The sequence below is a fragment of the Streptomyces sp. NPDC030798 genome, from assembly GCF_055572275.1.
Window position 1 is genome coordinate 142,744 of sequence record NZ_JBVIDR010000010.1, and the last position, 15,873, is coordinate 158,616.

At 73.2% G+C, this 15,873-nt stretch carries 13 protein-coding genes and 3 tRNA genes; 4 read left to right on the forward strand and 12 right to left on the reverse strand.

Going from position 1 to position 15,873, the window contains the following annotated elements:
• Positions 1-38: 38 nt before the first annotated feature.
• On the forward strand, positions 39-575 hold the full coding sequence (locus ACZ404_RS23425; RefSeq protein WP_468442881.1) for a hypothetical protein: 537 nt from the start codon (positions 39-41) through the stop codon (positions 573-575).
• 51 nt (positions 576-626) lie between these two features.
• Here ACZ404_RS23425 and ACZ404_RS23430 read toward each other — a convergent pair whose 3' ends face one another.
• The 3 genes from ACZ404_RS23430 to ACZ404_RS23440 all read right to left on the reverse strand — a co-directional run bounded on the left by ACZ404_RS23430 (position 627) and on the right by ACZ404_RS23440 (position 1,536).
• Entirely contained in the window at positions 627-1,097 is a 471-nt protein-coding gene (locus tag ACZ404_RS23430) for a hypothetical protein (RefSeq protein WP_468442883.1), read from the reverse strand.
• 89 nt (positions 1,098-1,186) lie between these two features.
• Positions 1,187-1,259: transfer RNA gene (locus tag ACZ404_RS23435), tRNA-Arg, on the reverse strand.
• Positions 1,260-1,445: 186 nt separating this feature from the next.
• A tRNA-Ser gene (locus ACZ404_RS23440) sits at positions 1,446-1,536 on the reverse strand.
• 214 nt (positions 1,537-1,750) lie between these two features.
• Between ACZ404_RS23440 and ACZ404_RS23445 the strand changes: the two genes are divergently transcribed.
• Together ACZ404_RS23445 and ACZ404_RS23450 are read left to right on the forward strand one after the other, a co-directional pair.
• Positions 1,751-2,254 carry an SSI family serine proteinase inhibitor gene (locus tag ACZ404_RS23445; protein ID WP_468442885.1) on the forward strand — a complete coding sequence of 168 codons (504 nt, stop codon included), beginning with the start codon at positions 1,751-1,753 and terminating at the stop codon, positions 2,252-2,254.
• A gap of 194 nt (positions 2,255-2,448) precedes the next feature.
• Entirely contained in the window at positions 2,449-7,041 is a 4,593-nt protein-coding gene (locus ACZ404_RS23450; protein ID WP_468442887.1) for a PAS domain-containing protein, read from the forward strand.
• Between the two features lie 57 nt (positions 7,042-7,098).
• Here the strand turns inward: ACZ404_RS23450 and ACZ404_RS23455 are convergent, their stop codons facing one another.
• The 6 genes from ACZ404_RS23455 to ACZ404_RS23480 form a co-directional block, all read right to left on the reverse strand.
• Positions 7,099-7,452, reverse strand: coding sequence for a VOC family protein (locus ACZ404_RS23455; RefSeq protein WP_468442889.1), 354 nt, complete (start codon positions 7,450-7,452; stop codon positions 7,099-7,101).
• Positions 7,453-7,566: 114 nt separating this feature from the next.
• On the reverse strand, positions 7,567-9,222 hold the full coding sequence (locus tag ACZ404_RS23460; RefSeq protein WP_468442892.1) for a long-chain fatty acid--CoA ligase: 1,656 nt from the start codon (positions 9,220-9,222) through the stop codon (positions 7,567-7,569).
• A 106-nt stretch (positions 9,223-9,328) separates the two neighbouring features.
• On the reverse strand, positions 9,329-9,886 hold the full coding sequence (locus ACZ404_RS23465; RefSeq protein ID WP_468442894.1) for a SigE family RNA polymerase sigma factor: 558 nt from the start codon (positions 9,884-9,886) through the stop codon (positions 9,329-9,331).
• A gap of 148 nt (positions 9,887-10,034) precedes the next feature.
• The gene (locus tag ACZ404_RS23470; RefSeq protein ID WP_468442896.1) at positions 10,035-11,201 is read right to left on the reverse strand and encodes a lipid-transfer protein; all 1,167 of its coding nucleotides are present in this window, start codon (positions 11,199-11,201) and stop codon (positions 10,035-10,037) included.
• Positions 11,198-11,659, reverse strand: a complete 462-nt coding sequence (locus tag ACZ404_RS23475; protein WP_468442898.1) for a MaoC family dehydratase — start codon at positions 11,657-11,659, stop codon at positions 11,198-11,200. Before ACZ404_RS23475 ends, ACZ404_RS23470 begins: the two co-directional genes overlap by 4 nt.
• Positions 11,652-12,611 (reverse strand): bifunctional MaoC family dehydratase N-terminal/OB-fold nucleic acid binding domain-containing protein, encoded by a 960-nt coding sequence (locus tag ACZ404_RS23480; RefSeq protein ID WP_468442900.1) that lies wholly within the window; start codon positions 12,609-12,611, stop codon positions 11,652-11,654. Before ACZ404_RS23480 ends, ACZ404_RS23475 begins: the two co-directional genes overlap by 8 nt.
• Before the next feature lie 400 nt (positions 12,612-13,011).
• Here ACZ404_RS23480 and ACZ404_RS23485 point away from each other — a divergent pair, with 400 nt between their 5' ends.
• Complete coding sequence (locus ACZ404_RS23485; RefSeq protein ID WP_468442903.1) at positions 13,012-13,890, forward strand: bifunctional DNA primase/polymerase; 879 nt, start codon at positions 13,012-13,014, stop codon at positions 13,888-13,890.
• 127 nt (positions 13,891-14,017) lie between these two features.
• Here ACZ404_RS23485 and ACZ404_RS23490 read toward each other — a convergent pair whose 3' ends face one another.
• From ACZ404_RS23490 to ACZ404_RS23500, 3 genes are all read right to left on the reverse strand, one after another.
• Complete coding sequence (locus ACZ404_RS23490; RefSeq protein WP_468442905.1) at positions 14,018-14,980, reverse strand: CU044_5270 family protein; 963 nt, start codon at positions 14,978-14,980, stop codon at positions 14,018-14,020.
• A gap of 2 nt (positions 14,981-14,982) precedes the next feature.
• Entirely contained in the window at positions 14,983-15,588 is a 606-nt protein-coding gene (locus ACZ404_RS23495; RefSeq protein ID WP_468442907.1) for an RNA polymerase sigma factor, read from the reverse strand.
• A 153-nt stretch (positions 15,589-15,741) separates the two neighbouring features.
• Positions 15,742-15,828: transfer RNA gene (locus tag ACZ404_RS23500), tRNA-Ser, on the reverse strand.
• Positions 15,829-15,873: the final 45 nt, after the last annotated feature.

Consider the following 15,873-nt stretch of genomic DNA (forward strand, 5'->3'; position numbering starts at 1 on the left):
CCATGCCCGTGCGGGTGTCCGGGCAGAGAGCTGGGAGCATGTCCAAGGACGCCAGACCCGGGCTGATCAGGGTCGTCTACTTCCAGCAGACGTGCGCGCTGATGATCGGCGTGGGCGTCCTGCTGTCCGAAGGGTCGCTGCTGGCTCTGCTGGCCCCGGCCTTCCGCCCGGAGTCCCTCCTGGTGGGAGTAGGTGCGGTCGCCGTCGTGTCCCTGGCGCTGCTCCTCATGCGCTCCCGCCTCCCGGCCCGCCTTCGCCGCACGTACGAGCATGCCGCGCGGATCGAGAGCGCCGGCGATCCGGGCGCGGGCCGGCACCGGGCACGACGACTGTCGCTACGCCACACAGCCGGATTCGTGGGCGCGACGGCCTGCTGCATGATGCTCATCGGTCTGATCTCGCACGAGGTGATGCCACCCCTCATGCTGGTCCCGGTGGCCGTGGCCCAATGGGCACAGTCCCGGGCCACCGCGCACTGGGAACGAGCAAACCGGACAGCCCTGTGGCAGAACCCACCCGGCCTCCTGGGCGTCCGGGGCCCGGTATTTCGTGCACCGGCGGATGCGGGGCCGTGAAGCGGAGCCGCTGCCGGCTGCCGTACGGCAACGGGGCAACGGGGCAACGGGTCAGAGTTCGAAGGTGGCCAGGTCCTGGCGCAGGACCACACGGGCTGCCCGGGTGGCGTCCCCGTGAGCCTGTCGGGCGGCGTGGTACTCGTCGGAGACGAGCGTGTGTCCGGCAGCGAGCGTCTCGCGGACCTCGCGCAGCGAGTGGTACGACGCGTCTATCGCCTCCGTCACCTCAGTGGCCGCCGTCAGCACGAGTCGTTCCCGTGCCTCGTCACACCCTGACGCCTGGAAGGCCAGCCTGATCCTGGCGGCCCTGCTCCGCGGATCCGCATGGTCCTCGTCGGCGGCCAGCCGCATGGCCTCGTGCGCCCGGCGAAGACTGACCAAGCAGTCCGCGTAGAGGGACCGACGGTCCTGCAGCCTGTTGTCCCTGACGGTCCGACGCCACCGCAGATGCTCACCGGCCAACGTCGCCCCGACCCCGAGCACCGCTCCCAGTACCGTCCCGATGAGAGTCACCCACTCCACGCGGTGGATCGTGCCACACGGAGGCGACTGCTGTTCCTCCCCGGTGAAATGCCAGAGGCCCCGGATCACTCCGGGGCCTCTGCTCTGTGCGCACTCGGCAGGATTCGAACCTGCAACCTTCTGATCCGTAGTCAGATGCTCTATCCGTTAAGCTACGAGTGCTTGTTTTCTTGTTTTTGTCTTCGCTTCCTTGGCCTTCCGGCCCGCTCGCGGCGACAGGAAGAACATTACATGACTGCCGCCGCCATGTGAAATCCGATTCGCACACCCCTTGTGACCTGCACAAACGCCGATCGAGGGGGAGAACGACGAAGCCCCGGTCCGGGGACCGGGGCTTCTCGTGAGGTGCGGAGGCGGAGGGATTTGAACCCTCGATGGGCTTTAAGGCCCAAACCGCATTAGCAGTGCGGCGCCATAGACCGGACTAGGCGACGCCTCCAGCACAGCCACTCGCGCGAGCGCGCGACTGGTGCGTTGCAGATGATGACACAGCCGAGCGCGGTGTCACCAATCGCCCCCCACGGTACTAGGCACCAGGCCCGCAGGGCAAAGGGCTTCGCCCGGCGGGGCGTGAGGGGTCGGGCCGTGGGCCGGTGGCGCAACGTCCGGGCGGTGGGCGCGTTGGGCAGGGCATGGTCCCTGTGCTGTCCGTCATGTCGCGGCGTGTCCGGGTGGCGGTTGCCGCCGGTGTGTCGCCGCTGGTCGTCGTGCCTGCCGTACCCGCCGTCGCCGTACCTGTCGTACCCGCCGTCGCTGTCGTACCCGCCGCCACCGAGGCAAGCGGTGATCACCTCACCGTGGTCGTGCGGCATGCCGGCGGTGGGCGGGGCGGGACGTACGAGGTGTTCTGTCATCCGGCGGGCGGGCGGCATCCGGATGTGGCCGGGGCCTGCCGGGTGCTGGACTCGCACACGCGGTGGGGGCGGGACGCCTTCGCCCCGGTGACTCCCGGGAGCACCTGCACCATGCTCCACGGCGGCCCCGCCACCGCCCGCGTCACCGGCACCTGGGCCGGGCGGCCGGTGGACGCCACGTTCGACCGGAGCAACGGATGCGAGATCGGACGGTGGGACCGGATGGTGCCGCTGCTGCCAAGGATGGGGGCGCCCGCACAGGCTTCTCCTGGCGCGGCCTCGGCGGAATCACCGGCCGCGTAAAGGTCCGGCGAAGGTCTCGCGGAGCAGAGGCGTACGGTCACATGTTCGTCGTCACTTCCTCGTGCGACCTCCCTCTCATCCGGCGTCGCGAGCGCAACCCGTGCCCTTAGACTCCCTCGCGTGACACGCCGCGGGCAGATTGGCAAGATGGCCCGAGCGGTCGGCAAGGTGCGGTAACAGGGAGGAAGCGTCTCGTGAGCAGCAGGCCATCCCGAGGCGCTGCTCGCCTCGCAGCCATACTCGACGCGCTGCCCGACGCGTTGGTGCTGGTCAACGCCAATGGCACCGTCGTCAACGCCAACACCATCGCCCTGGAGGCCTTCGAGGCGCCGGGCACCGCCCTCGTCGGGCGGGGGCTGCTCGATCTGCTGCCGGACTTCGACTCCCGGCTGATCCCCGGCTCCATGCGCCGGCCCGACCACATGGACCCGCGCGGGCGCACCAAGCCGACGCGGATGATTGCGCGCCGCACCGACGGCAGCGAGTTCCCGGTCGAGGTCACGAGCGCGAATCTCGAGAACGGCCAGCAGGCCTACGACGGTTACGGCTACACCGGCGACGAGCTGCTCATGCTGGTCGTACGGGACCTGTCGGGCACCGTGGACACCGAGGCGGAGCTGGCCCGCTCGCAGCGGCAGACCGAGATGATCCTGCGCGCGGCCTCCGAAGGCGTCGTGGGGACCGACACCGACGGGCGGATCGTGCTCGTCAACCCGGCCGCCGCGCAGATACTGGGCTACCGGGCCGGTGAGCTGGGCGGCAAGGAGCTGCACACGCTGGTGCTGCACTCGCGCGCCGACGGCTCCCCGTTCCCGTACGAGGAGTCACCGCTCGCCGACACCCTGCGCTCCGGGCGCAAGCACCGGGTGCGCGGGCAGGTGCTGTGGTCCAAGTCGGAGGAGAAGGTCTCCGTCGACCTCACCACCGCGCCCGTCCGCGACGGCGACCAGCTCGTCGGCGCGGTCATGACCTTCACCGACCGGCGGCCGTACGACACCCTCGCCGCGGAGAAGGAGGCGCTGGAGAAGGCGCACGCCGACGAGCTCGAGCGGCTCTCCGAGGAGCACGCCTCCGACCTGACCGCGCTGCGCCAGCAGCACGTCGCCGAGGTCGAGGAGCTGCGCGAGAAGCACGAGGAGGAGCTGGCGGCCGGCGAGGAGCGGTACGCCGCGCTCGGCGAGCGGGAGAAGGACCGGTACGAGGCCCTCGCCGGGCGGCACGAGCAGTTGCTCACCCTGCTCGGCCGGTCCCTGCGCGGTCCGCTGGACGAGCTGCGCCGCGAGCTGTCCGCCTTGGCCGCCGACGACGCCGGGCAGCTGTGGCCCGAGGCGAACCAGGTGCTCCACCACCTGTCCGCCGGTTACTCGCGGATCACCACCTTGATCGACAACGTGCTCGGCTACCAGCTCCTGGACACGGGCACCGAGCAGGTCAGCCGTACGAAGGTGATGCTGGACGCCGTCGTCGCCGCCGGTGTCGACGGCGCCGTCGAGCTGATCGGGCCGGGCCGGGTGCAGTTCGCCGTCCACGCGCCGCCCATCGAGGCCGAGGTCGACCCGCAGCGGCTCGCCACCGCCCTCGCGCACCTGGTCGCGGACGTGGCCGGCGTCGACGCCACCGGCAACGCGCCCGTCTCGGCGGGCGGGTACATGGACAACACCGTCGTGGTCGCGGCCGCGCAGCGCGGCGAGGTCGCGCGGATCGAGGTGCGCGGGCCGTACGCCGGGGGCGACCCGGTGCACGAGCCGATCGTGCGCGGGATCGTGCGCGCGCACGGCGGAGTGCTGCAGACGCACGAGGTGCCGGGCATGAGCGGCAGCGCGTACGTGCTCGAGGTACCGCTCGGCGGCGGGGCCGGAGCGGTCGCCGCGCAGGTCCAGGACAGCGCCGAGGACGCCGACGGCGCGGTGGCCGCGGTGCCTGCCCTCCCGGCCGAGCTGGGCGCCGGTGGCCGGCGGCGGGCCCGGCGGGCCTCCACGGACGCCTTCCTGGAGAGTGACGTCCCCGGCCCGGCCGAGCCCGGCGAGGGCGACAGTGACGGTGTCGGTGACGCGGAGGCGGCCGTGCCGACCGGGCGGCGCCGCAGGCGGGCGGCGGCTGCCGTCGAGGCGGGCACGCCGGCTTCGGCCGAGGAGGCTCCGGCGTCCGGCGGGACCGGGCGGCGGCGCGGCCGTCCCGCGGAGTTGAACCCGGCCGCCGGCACCGGTGGGGGTGCCGCCGAGGGCGCTGTGATGACCGCCGCCGAGCATGCCGCGGGGACCGCCGCCTCGGGCGCCGGCCTGGGTGGCACCGTGCCCCCTCAGGGCGTGCCCGCGCCCACGGGCCGCCGTGCCCGGCGGGACTCGGACGAACCGCAGGCCGCCCTGCCGGCCGCGCTGCCCGCGGCCGGTCCGGAGGCGGCTCAGCCCGTTCCGGCGGAGGGCTCGCAGCCGACCGGGCGGCGCCGGCGGGCGCTGGCCGCCGCCGCGGAGCGCGCCGCCGCGCAGGACGCGGGGGTTCGTACGGTCTTCGCGCTGCCCCCGGCGGAGGCCGACCGCTCGTCCGGCCCCGCCGAGGCGGCGCCGGGCGCGGAGGCTCACATTCCGGCTCAGGTACCGGCTCAGGTTCCCGGCCAGGCTCCGGTGCCCGGTGCCGTGGCTCCGGTGCCCGGTGCCGTGGCTCCCGTGCCCGGTGCCGTGGCTCCGGTCGAGGCCGCCGCGGGCGACGAGGGCCGGCATGACGCCGTACCGCTCGACGAGGCCGCGGACCACACCCCGCCCCAGCCGCACCCCACCGGCGCACCGACCGGCCGGCGCCGCCGGGTCGTGGCTCCGCCGGAGGAACAGCAGGTGGCGGACGCCGGCGTCCCGGCCCAGGTGCCCGCTCAGGTGCCCCCGGGGCAGTCCGTCGCCGTGCAGGTGCCCAACGGACAGCCCGTGCAGGTTCCAGCCGTGCAGCCCGTGCAGGTGCCGCCCGGCTTGCAGGTTCCGCAGGCGCAGGCTTCCCAGGTCGCCGCCGGTCAGCCGGTTCCCGGGCAGGGGATTCCGGCGCAGGGCACGGCGGCCGCGCCGGTCGCCCCCGCCGGAGAGCCCGGTGTCGCGGCTCAGCCCGGCACGGCAGTCCCGCAGCCCGGCGCCGCATCCGCCCAGGCCGTACCCGCTCCGGTCCCCGGCACCCCCGTGCCCGCCCAGGGCATCCCCGCCACCCCCGTCCAGGGAGCGCCCGCAGCGCCCGTCCCCGGGGCTCCTGCGCCCCAGGCCACCCCTCCGGCCGGCACCCCGGCGGCCCCTCAGCCCGCCCAGCCACTCCCGGCGGAGGCGACCCCCCACCAGGTACCGGCGCCCCGGACGGCGCAGGCCACCCCGGCCACCGGCACCCCCGTGGCCCCCGTCCCGCACCAGTGGCCCGGCACCGACACCCCCGGCACGGGCGTGCCCACCCCGGCCGAGGCCCCGGCCCAGGCACAGCCGCAAGCCCAGCCCGGCCCCGCCACCCCCGCCCCCGGCACCCCGCTGCCCCCGGAGCACACCGGTGCCCAGACGGCGCTGCCCGGGTCCCCCTTGCCCGCCGAGGCCCCGGGAGCCCCTGGAGCCCCGGTGGACCCGAATTCCACGCAGGGCCGCGCCATCAGCGTCCGTACGCTCGGCCAGGGTGTGCCGTTCTCCCGGCAGGCCGCGGTGGTGCAGCAGCCGACGGCGACCCCGCCGCCGCACATGCCCGGCGGTTCCGGCCGCCGGCGCAAGCTCGGCACGCCCCCCGACCCGGCCGCCCGCCAGGAGGCGCAGCCGGAGCAGGCGGCCCGGCCGCATCCGCCGGCCGAGCAGGCCCCCGTGCAGCCGTCACTCGGCGGACCGGCGCCGGTGCAGGCACCCGCGCAACTGCCCGGGCAGGCGGCCGTACCGCACCCCTCGCTCGCCGGACAGTCCCGGCTCGCCCCGGCCACGGAGGGTGCCGGACGGTCGTACGCCATAGGCGCCCCGGACGCGAACGCGGCCGAGGGGCCCGAGCCGCTGGACGGTCCGGGCGGGGCCGTCGAGGTCGCGGACACCCCGCGTCCGCAGCCGATGGACGACGAGCTGCCCCCGGAGCCGCTGGACAACCCGCGCCGGCTGCTGGTGTGGCCCGCGCCGGACGTGACGACCCAGCAGGCGCTGAGCGACCGCGGCTACCGGCCCGTCATCGTGCACTCCCGTGAGGAGGTCGACGCGCAGATCGCCGCGTTCCCGGCGGCGCTGTTCGTGGACCCGCTGACCGGGCCGATCACCCGCACCGCGCTGCAGTCGCTGCGTCAGGCGGCGGTCGCGGCCGAGGTGCCGGTGCTGGTCACGGCCGGGCTCGGGCAGGCGACGCGCGAGGCGGCGTACGGCGCCGATCCCGCCGTCCTGCTGAAGGCGCTGGCGCCGCGCGACAGCGAGCAGCACCCGCCGCGGGTGCTGCTGATCGAGGAGCACGCGGAGATCGCGCTGGCGCTGACGTCGACGCTGGAGCGACGCGGGATGCAGGTGGCACGGGCCGCGAACGACAACGACGCGGTGACACTGGCGGGGCAGTTCCGGCCGAACCTCGTGGTGATGGATCTGATGCAGGTGCACCGGCGGCAGGCCGGGTCCATCGGGATCATCGACTGGCTGCGGGCGAACAGCCTGCTCAACCGGACGCCGCTGGTCGTCTACACGGCCGCCGTCGACCAGGCCGACCTGCCGCGGCTGGCCTCGGGCGAGACGGTGCTGTTCCTCGCGGAACGGTCCACGAGCACCGACGTCCAGTCCCGGATCGTGGACCTGCTGGCCCGCATCGGCACCAACTGACCGGACTGTCCCGTCCGTCGGCGCAGCGGGCCGAGCAGGGCCGGCCGGACGCGGGTTCTACGGACGCCGTTGTCCGAGGACGCAGAACTCGTTGCCTTCGGGGTCCGCCAGGACGACCCACGACTGATCGCCCTGGCCGATGTCGACACGCTGTGCGCCGTGCGCCAGAAGGCGGGCCACCTCGGCGTCCTGGTCGTCGGGCCTGAAGTCGAGGTGCAGTCGGCTCTTGGCCTTCTTGCTCTCGTCGAGCCGGACGAAGTCCAGCCCCGGCAGGCGGTCCGGCTCCGGGCGGATCTCGAACTCCTCGTCGGAGGAGTGGACCACGACCCAGCCAAGAGCCTCGGCCCACCACTGCCCCAGCGCCACCGGATCTTCCGAGTGGACAATCACCTGTTCCCATTCCAAGGTCATTTGCTGAGCCTAGACGGGCCGGCCGACGGATGACAGGCGCTCAGGTCTCCCCGGCCGGGCCGGACCTGAGCGCCTTGTCCCTCGCGAAAGCCACCGCCACCGGCGGGTTCGGCACTACAGCCGGGTGACGTCCAGCTTGCCGTCCGCGTACTGCCTGCGCAGCACCTTCTTGTCGAACTTGCCCACGCTCGTCTTCGGCACCGCCTCGACCATCGTCCAGCGCTCGGGCAGCTGCCACCTGGCGATGTGGCCCTCGTCGGCGAGGAAGGCACGCAGGGTCTCGAAGTCGGCGGTCGAGCCCTCCTTCAGCACCACGGTCGCGAGGGGGCGCTCGCCCCACTTGTCGTCGGGTACGGCGACCACGGCGGCCTCGGCGACGTCCGGGTGGGACATCAACGCGTTCTCCAGCTCGACCGAGGAGATCCACTCGCCGCCGGACTTGATGACGTCCTTGGCGCGGTCGGTGAGGGTGAGGAAGCCGTCGGGGGAGATGGTGCCGACGTCGCCCGTCTTCAGCCAGCCGTCCTCGCTGAACTTGTCCGCGGGGCGCAGCGGTTCGGCGCCGGGGCCGTTGTAGTAGGCGCCCGCGATCCAGGGGCCGCGGACCTCCAGCTCGCCGGCCGACTCGCCGTCCCAGGGGAGGCGTTCGCCGCCGGGGCCGGTGAGGCGGGCCTCGACGCTCGTCGGGAAGCGGCCCTGGGTGAGGCGGTAGGCGAACTCCTCGTCGGTGCCGACGGCGTGCGCCGGGGGCCGGGCCACGGTGCCGAGCGGCGAGGTCTCCGTCATGCCCCAGGCGTGGCAGACGCGCATGCCGAGCCGGTCGAAGGCCTCCATGAGGGAGGGCGGGCAGGCGGAGCCGCCGATGGTGACCTGGGTGAGGGACTTCACGTCCCGGGGGCGGGCGGTCAGCTCGGCGAGCAGACCCTGCCAGATGGTGGGGACGGCGGCCGCGTGGGTCGGCCGCTCCCCCTCGATCATCTCGGCGAGCGGGGCGGGCTGCAGGAAGCGGTCGGGCATCAGCAGGTTGACGCCGGTCATGAAGGTGGCGTGCGGCAGGCCCCAGGCGTTGACGTGGAACTGGGGGACCACGACCAGCGAGGTGTCCTGGTCGGTCAGGCCCATCGACTGGGCCATGTTGACCTGCATGGAGTGCAGGTAGATCGAACGGTGGCTGTAGACCACGCCCTTGGGGTCGCCGGTGGTGCCGGAGGTGTAGCACATGGCGGCGGCCTGGCGTTCGTCCAGCTCGGGCCAGTCGTAGCCGGTCGGCCGGCCGGCGATCAGCTCCTCGTACTCGTGCACCTGGGCGGCGGCACCCTGGAGCGGGGTGCGGTCACCGGGTCCGGAGACGACGACGTGCTCGACCGTCGGGAGCCCCGGCAGCAGGGGCGCGAGCAGGGGGATCAGCGAGCCGTTGACGATGATCACGCGGTCGGCGGCGTGCTGCACGATCCAGGTGAGCTGCTCGGCGGGCAGCCGCAGGTTGAGCGTGTGCAGGACCGCGCCCATGGAGGGGATCGCGAAGTAGGCCTCGACGTGCTCGGCGTTGTTCCACATCAGGGTGGCGACCCGGTCGTCGCCGCGGATGCCGAGTTCGCTGTGCAGGGCGTGCGCGAGCTGGGCGGCCCGGGCGCCGATCTCGGCGTAGCTGCGCCGGTGCGGCTCGGCCTCGCCGGTCCAGGTGGTCACCTGCGACGATCCGTGGATCGTGGACCCGTGGGTCAGGATCCTGGAGATCAGCAGCGGTACGTCCTGCATGGTGCTCTGCACGGCGTCCTCCCGGGGCGACGTTGCCTGCGCGGTGGTAAGGGATGCGCTGATTCTGCGCACATACCGCGCGGTATGTCACTAGGGGAGGGAAAATCAGCGGGGTGGTCTAGCGCACCAGGCCCAGCTCCGGGTCCTCGCGCAGCTTGCCCAGGGCGCGGGAGACCGCCGACTTCACCGTGCCGACCGACACCCCGAGCACCTCGGCCGTCTGGGCCTCGCTGAGATCCTCGTAGTACCTGAGGACGACCATCGCCCGCTGTCGCGCGGGCAGCCGGGTGATCGCCCGCCACATGGCGTCGTGCAGCGCCTGTCGCTCCGCCGGGTCCCCGTGCTGCGGGACCGGCTCGGGCTCGGGCAGCTCGTCGCAGACGTACTCGTCGACTCTGCGCTTGCGCCACTGCGAGGTCCGCGTGTTCAGCAGCGCCCGGCGCACATAGCCGTCGAGCGCCCGGTGGTCCTCGATGCGCTCCCAGGCCACATAGGTCTTGGTCAGCGCGGTCTGCAGCAGGTCCTCGGCATCGCTGGGGTTCGCGGTCAGCGAGCGCGCGGTGCGCAGCAGGACCGGTCGGCGGGCCCGCACGTACGACGAGAACGACGGGTACGCCGGGGTCCGCGCAGGCGGTGCGGCGGCGTCCGAGGCGCTGGTGCAGACGGGTGTGGTCATGGCTCCACGCTAGGAGCGGGGCCCGCTCCGGCGGATCGGCCCCAGGTCCTGAAGGCGCGTCCGCCTCAGGTTGTACGGGTGGGGTCTGCTCCACCTCCTGTAGGTGGAGCGGGAGTCGGCGTCGCCTGCGGGTTCACCCCTGAGCGGCTCAGCCGTCCGCCGTCAGGACCAGCCCCGACGTGGGCACGCCGGTGCCGGCCGTGACCAGGGTGCGGGCGGCGCCGGGTATCTGGTTCACGGCCGTGCCGCGCAGTTGCCGTACGGCTTCCGCGATCCCGTTCATGCCGTGCAGGTACGCCTCCCCCAGCTGGCCCCCGTGCGTGTTCAGCGGCAGCCGCTCCCCGGCGACGAAGTCCGCGGCCTCGCCCCGCCCGCAGAAGCCGAGCTCCTCGAGCTGCATGAGCACGAACGGGGTGAAGTGGTCGTACAGGATGCCCACGTCGATGTCGGCCGGGCACAGTCCGGAGGTCCGCCACAGCCGGCGGGCCACCACGGCCGTCTCGGGCAGGCCGGTCAGGTCGTCCCGGTAGAAGCTCGTCATCTGCTCCTGCGCCCGGCCCGCGCCCTGTGCGGCGGCCGCGATCACGGCGGGCGGATGCGGCAGGTCCCGGGCCCGCTCCAGGGAGGTGACGACGATCGCCTGACCGCCGTCGGTCTCCTGGCAGCAGTCGAGCAGCCGCAGCGGCTCCACGATCCAGCGGGAGGCCGCGTGCTCGGCGAGAGTGAGGGGGCGGCCGTGGAAGTAGGCGGCGGGGTTGGTCGCCGCGTACTTCCGGCCGACCACGGCCACATGCCCGAACGCCTCCGGGGTCAGCCCGTACGCGTGCAGGTACCGCTGGGCCGCCATCGCCACCCAGGAGGCCGGGGTGAGCAGCCCGAACGGCAGCGCCCAGCCGAGCGCCACGCCCTCCGCCGACGGCTCGCGGTGCTGCACGCCCGCGCCGAACCTGCGACCCGAGCGCTCGTTGAAGGCGCGGTAGCAGACCACCACCTCGGCCACGCCCGTCGCGACCGCGAGCGCCGCCTGCTGGACGGTCGCGCAGGCCGCGCCGCCGCCGTAGTGGACCCGGGAGAAGAAGGACAGCTCGCCCATGCCGCAGGCCTGGGCCACGGTGATCTCGGGACTGGTGTCCATCGTGAAGGTCACCAGCCCGTCCACGTCCGCCGGCGCGAGCCCCGCGTCGTCCAGCGCCGCCCCGACCGCCTCCACGGCCAGCCGCAGCTCGCTGCGCCCGGAGTCCTTGGAGAACTCGGTGGCTCCGATGCCGACGACGGCGGCCCGTCCGCCGAGCGCGTCGGCCGGGCGCGGGCTCATGACGCACCCTCCCCGGCGGGGAGGGTGACGGTGACGGTGCCGGTCACGTGCGTGCCGATGCCGTTGGCGCCGACGACCCGTACCGTCGCCGTGTCCCCGTCGACCTCCTCGACGCGGCCCGTCAGCACCATCGTGTCCCCCGGGTAGTTGGGCGCCCCGAGCCGGATGGCGACCCGGCGCAGCACCGCCGCCGGGCCGAAGTGGTCGGTGATGTACCTGCCGACCAGGCCGTTCGTCGTGAGGATGTTCATGAACACGTCCGGGGAGCCCTTCTGCCGGGCCAGCTCCGGGTCGTGGTGCACGTCCTGGTAGTCACGGGAGGCGAGGGCCCCGGCCACGATGAGCGTGCGGGTGACCGGGATCTCGAGCGGCGGCAGTTCGGCGCCGACGCGCGCGTTGCCGTGTCCTCGCGGTGCGGCCGTACCGTCGGTGTCAGCGGTGCCGTCCGTGTCAGCCATCCGACCCCTCGCCTTCGACGGCCCGGAAGACGGGCAGCACCTGGGCGCCACCGCCACCCCCGGCACCCTCGGGGTCCTCATCGGCACAGGTCCGGAACTCGACCCGGACCGGCATCCCGATGCGCACCTTGTCGTACGGCACCCCGACCACGTTGCTCACCATCCGCACGCCCTCGGCGAGTTCGACCAGACCGACCGCGTAGGGAGGGTCGAAGGCCGGGAAGGGCGGGTGGTGCATCACCACGTACGAGTAGACGGTGCCGGCGCCGCTCGCCTCGACCGTGTCCCAGTCCAGGCAGCCACAGGCGTTGCAGCCCGGCAGCCAGGGGTGGCGCAGGGTGCCGCAGCCGGTGCAGCGCTGGATGAGGAGCCGGTGGGCGGCTACTCCCTCCCAGAAGCCGGCGTTGTCCCGGTTGACCACCGGGCGGGGGCGCCGTGCCGCCACGGCCGGCTTCCGGTGTGCGGGGGCGTACTTGAGGATGCGGAAGCGGTGCGTGCCCGCGAGCTCGCCGGCCACGCGCACGTCCGTGCGGGTCGTGACGAAGTATCCCGTGCCCAGCTTGGTCGTCTTGCGGTCGGAGACCGACTCGATGACGGTGTCGAAGGTGATCTCGTCGCCCGGGCGCAGGGGTCGCAGGTACTCCTGCTCGCAGTCGGTGGCCACCACGGCCGTACAGCCCGAGGAGGCGAGGAGACCGAGGAGTTCGTCGAAGGCGCCGGTACGCCCCGCGTGACCGGACAGGCCGCCCATCGTCCACGCCTGGAGCATCGTGGGCGGCGCCACGGCACCTGGCCCCCGGTACGCCGGACTGGTGTCGCCCATCGCCTCGCACCAGTGCCGGATCATCGGCAGGTTCACCGGGTCCTTGCCCGCTCCGGCGACGGCGGCGGGCAGCCCCTCGTACGCCTTGAGCCGCATCCCGACCTCGTCCACGCGTGCGCTCACCCCCATCGGAGTCGCCGTATTCTGACTGTCCGTCAGATACGGTCGGGTGTCAACGCCTCCGGACACGCCTGCGCGGCGGTACCGAAGCACCGCCGCGCGGACGCGTTACGACCCCGAAGCACACCCCCCGAGGACCCTCACCACGAGGGACCTCGGGCGAGGCTCACCACAGATCTCCCATGCCGTCTCCTCCAGAACCGAGCACTGGACCAAGGCGGTTGGCCGACCGCCCCGGCTGTCGTGAACGACGTCGTGCCTCCAGAGTTGCCCACGGAATCCCCGGCGAACCGTCCTGGATGCCGCGATTCGCACGCAAGCGTGACGACAAGGAGATAAACCCCCGTCGCGGCCCGCGCGAGAGCCGGACACCCTTCCCTTTTTCGAACGTAAGTACGAACATAGAGCCATGGCCACCACCGACCGGCAGGCCACGACGCTGGCCCTCGCCCACGCGCTGTCAGCCGCGGAACGCGGCCTGGCCGTCATTCCCCTGTCCCGGACGAAACTCCCGGCCCTGCGCTCCCCGCACCGCGCCGACGCCGGCCCCGACCCGGCCGGGCCGCCCTGCCACGGCACGTGCGGGCGCTTCGGCCACGGCGTGTACGACGCCTCCACCGACCCGGTCCGCATCCGCGAGCTGTTCGCCGCCGCCCCCTGGGCCACCGGCTACGGCATCGCCTGCGGCCTGCCCCCGCACCACCTCATCGGCGTCGACCTCGACACCAAGACCGGCACCGACTCCTCGGCCGCGCTGCGCGAACTGGCCCTGCGGCACCTGTTCACCATCCCCGAGACGGTCGTCGTCCTCACCCCGAGCGGCGGACGCCACCTGTGGCTGACCGGCCCGCCGGACGTGGTGGTGCCCAACTCGGCCGGCCGACTGGCCCCCGGCATCGACATCCGGGGCGCCGGCGGCTACCTCGTGGGCCCCGGCTCCCGCACCGACCACGGCGTCTACACCGCCGCGCCCGGCACCGCCCACCTCCCCCCGGCCATCTGCCCGCCGGCCCTGCTGCGCCTCCTCCTGCCTCCACCGCGCACCCCGCACGCGGCTCCGCCACCCGCCGGTGAGCACGGCCGCGGCCTGGTCCACTTCGTGCTCACCGCACACGAGGGCCAGCGCAACACCCGCCTCTTCTGGGCAGCGTGCCGCGCCTACGAGAACGGCATCGGCCCCGCCCTCCTCACCCCCCTCCTCGAGGCAGCCCGCAGCACCGGCCTACCGGACCAAGAGGCCCGAGCGACCATCGCGTCGGCGGCCCGGATGACGGGGCACGGGGTGTGAAGGGGCGCAGAGGCGGGCGGCCGACGGAGACTGCCGCGGAACGAGATCCGGGCACCGCACAGTGCCGGCCCGGACGCTCCCGCCCCCAGGCCCCTTCGTGGTGCGGGCCGCCGTGAAGCGTGGTCGGTCAGCCGGTCTCGCCCGCCTTGTCCACCACGGCCGTCGTGACGAGCGAGTTGCCGCCGATGACCTTGCCGCCCGAGACGATCCGCATGCCGACGAGCCGGTAGGTCTGCGGGTCGATCAGCCACTGGTCGTGCATCGATTCACCGGTCCTGGGGTTCTCCCCGCGGCTGTAGTCCAGGGCGATCACCCGGCGTCCGGCGGCGGTCCCGACCAGGTGGTCGGTGACCTTTCCGCCCGGCAGGAGTGCGAGGGCGCGGTAGAGAGAAGCCAAGCCCTTGGCCGGCATCACGCGGGCCGACATCAGGACGCTGATCTCGTCGTAGTCGTTGCGCGCCGGTGAGAATTCCTTGGAGTCGGCGATGGCGTCCTGCTCGCGCAGCGACTTCAGCGTCCCCTTGCCGTCGGCCGGCAGCGCGATGAGGACCCGGTACATCTCACGCGGCGAGCGGTCATCACCCGCGCCGCCGTTCTCCAGGTGCATCTTGGTGATGTCGAGCGGCTCGTCCGGCGTCCGGTAGGCGCTGGCGGAGCCGTCGTAGCGGATCCAGTTCTCCGTCTCGCCCAAAAGGCTGTGGGCCTTGTCCAAGGGCTCTTGCGCCGACTTGGTGTAGATCCACTGTTTCGCCGTCGGAACGGCGCCGTCCGGCTGTGTCCGGACCGCGTCGGCGGCCTGCCGCAGGAATTCGGCCGCGCTCACTCCCTTGAAGCGCACGCCCGGCGAGGCCGCGGGCTGCACCGTGCGTCCCGTGCCCTTGCCGCCCACCAACAGGGTGGCGGTGACGGCGACGGCGGTCACCGCGGCCACGACCGCGACGATCGCGAACTCCCGCCGTCGCCACAGCGCGCGGCGCGACTGCTTGGCCCGCGCGGCCTCGGTGAGCCGGGCCCGTCCCGGTGCGAGCCGGGCACGGTCGGGCACCGGCACGTGGGAGCGCAGCTCGCGCACTTCGGTCATCTCGTCCATGGCTACGCCACCTCTACCGCGTCGGTCACGAATGCAGGATCGGCACCCAGCGCCGTACGTACCTTGCGTCGCGCCCGGTTGAGCCGCGAACGAACCGTGCCGACCGGTACGTCCAGCGCCTCTGCGACCTCCTGGTAGGTGAGTTCGGCCCAGGCGACGAGCAGCAGGACGTGCCGGTCGGATGCCGACAGTCCTGCGAGGGCACCGGCCAGCGGGCCTTGCGCCGCGATCCGGCTGTCGGTGTCCTCGAGCCAGAACTCGCCCCCGGACGCGGCGAGCGGGTCGTGGCCGGTGCGGGCGAGCGCCCTGAGCGCCCGCACCTCGGCGCGGCGCTGCTTGCCGATGAGGTTTCCGGCGATGCCGTACAGCCAGGGACGCGCGTTGGCGCGCGTGCGGTCGTAGCGGGACCGGATCCGGAAAGCCACCAGGAAGGTGTCGGCGGTGATGTCGTCGGCGGCAGCGTCGCCCAGGCGGCGGGCCGCGTAGCGGTGGATGTCGGGAGCGTAACGGTCGTAGAGCAGGGCGAAGAGCTCCGACTGCTCCAACGACTGCGCGACTATCTCCGCGTCGTCCTCCGTCCGCGCCACAGACGGCGGTGGTCCGCTCACAGTGCTTCCCCTGACTCATCGGCGAGTGCGTGTCACCTGCTGTTCCCCGATGGACTGCGGAGAGTTCACGGTTTCGCGAAAGTCGTCGCACGCTCACGAGAACGGCCCCTGACCGAGGTACCGGGTCAGAGGCCGTTCTCACTGCTCATCGCGCGGAGGCGGTGGGATTTGAACCCACGGTGACATCGCTGCCACGACGGTTTTCAAGACCGTTCCCTTAGGCCGCTCGGGCACACCTCCCCGCTGCCGCCGCAGAGCGGTGGCAGCGGCGTACAGACTACCGGG

Excerpts from the sequence above, each read along its gene's own strand:
- ACZ404_RS23485 (WP_468442903.1), top strand. The coding sequence starts at position 13,012 with ATGGCCACCACCGACCGGCAGGCCACGACGCTGGCCCTCGCCCACGCG.
- ACZ404_RS23480 (WP_468442900.1), bottom strand. The coding sequence starts at position 12,611 with ATGGGGGTGAGCGCACGCGTGGACGAGGTCGGGATGCGGCTCAAGGCG.
- ACZ404_RS23445 (WP_468442885.1), top strand. The coding sequence starts at position 1,751 with ATGTCGCGGCGTGTCCGGGTGGCGGTTGCCGCCGGTGTGTCGCCGCTG.
- ACZ404_RS23470 (WP_468442896.1), bottom strand. The coding sequence starts at position 11,201 with ATGAGCCCGCGCCCGGCCGACGCGCTCGGCGGACGGGCCGCCGTCGTC.
- ACZ404_RS23455 (WP_468442889.1), bottom strand. The coding sequence starts at position 7,452 with ATGACCTTGGAATGGGAACAGGTGATTGTCCACTCGGAAGATCCGGTG.
- ACZ404_RS23465 (WP_468442894.1), bottom strand. The coding sequence starts at position 9,886 with ATGACCACACCCGTCTGCACCAGCGCCTCGGACGCCGCCGCACCGCCT.
- ACZ404_RS23425 (WP_468442881.1), top strand. The coding sequence starts at position 39 with ATGTCCAAGGACGCCAGACCCGGGCTGATCAGGGTCGTCTACTTCCAG.
- ACZ404_RS23490 (WP_468442905.1), bottom strand. The coding sequence starts at position 14,980 with ATGGACGAGATGACCGAAGTGCGCGAGCTGCGCTCCCACGTGCCGGTG.
- ACZ404_RS23475 (WP_468442898.1), bottom strand. The coding sequence starts at position 11,659 with ATGGCTGACACGGACGGCACCGCTGACACCGACGGTACGGCCGCACCG.